The sequence below is a fragment of the Komagataeibacter saccharivorans genome (assembly GCF_003207825.1).
Classification (GTDB): Bacteria; Pseudomonadota; Alphaproteobacteria; order Acetobacterales; family Acetobacteraceae; genus Komagataeibacter; species Komagataeibacter saccharivorans.
This window is the reverse complement of record NZ_NKTY01000098.1, coordinates 1-790: the sequence shown is the minus strand read 5'-3', so window position 1 is coordinate 790 and position 790 is coordinate 1. Positions and strand designations below refer to the sequence as shown.

1 protein-coding gene and 1 pseudogene are annotated in these 790 nt (G+C 55.6%); one reads left to right on the top strand and one right to left on the bottom strand.

All coding sequences use genetic code 11. The features are described from left to right. A pseudogene (locus CFR79_RS15540) lies at positions 1–98 on the bottom strand (IS5/IS1182 family transposase); the annotation flags it as partial. Positions 99–520: 422 nt separating this feature from the next. On the opposite strand from CFR79_RS15540, the gene CFR79_RS15535 reads away from it, so the two are divergent. Continuing rightward, on the top strand, positions 521–790 hold a 270-nt coding region (locus CFR79_RS15535), incomplete at its 3' end, for a transposase (protein WP_146220171.1).

Below are 790 nucleotides of genomic sequence, written 5' to 3'. Positions count from 1 at the left end.
CCGTTTCGGTTAACGAAGATGATGCCGCTCAGCACGCGACGGTCATCAACACGAGGCCAGCCGTAGCTCTTGAGAAAGAAAGGCGGAAGACGCTCCATCTGCTCGTCCGTCAGCCAATACAGACAGATTACTCATCTTCAGTCTCCTCACAGAGCCTGAATCAGATTTCTCACCTCAAATCAATGAGTCCTGAGTCTAACTGCCAAAGCCACCGCGTCGACAGTCAGCCAAAAAACCGAAGAACTGCTTCCTTCGCGGCGATACGTGGTGGGCACAGATCATCATTGGCGGAGAGCGATATCGACAAAGCCTATGCACAGATGATGCGCGGGAAGCGGAAAGGCGCGTAAAGGCGCTACGTCTAAGGCTTGAGAGAACCGCCCTGGACGTACCCGGCGAAGAATCATGGAAGGCTGCTGTACGGCGCGTCGTCAGTTAAGCTCTGAATGTGGCCTGTGAGGGTTGTACTTTGTGTCTGCGTGTGCTGACTGTTTTCCCGTTTTTTGGGGGAGACAGACAGATGCGGCGCTATAGTTTACGCGATGACCAGTGGGAGCGGATAAAGGATATTCTTCCCGGTCGAGAAGGCTATGTCGGCGGCACTGCGGCGGACAACCGTCTGTTCGTGGAGGCGGTGCTGTATCGCTATCGCGCGGGCATTCCATGGCGCGACCTTCCTGCCCGTTTCGGGGACTGGAAAAACGTGCACCGGCGTCTGCGCCGCTGGTGTGAAAGCGGCGTCATCGAACGGATATTTCGTTATCTGGCCGCTGATCACGACAACGAATAC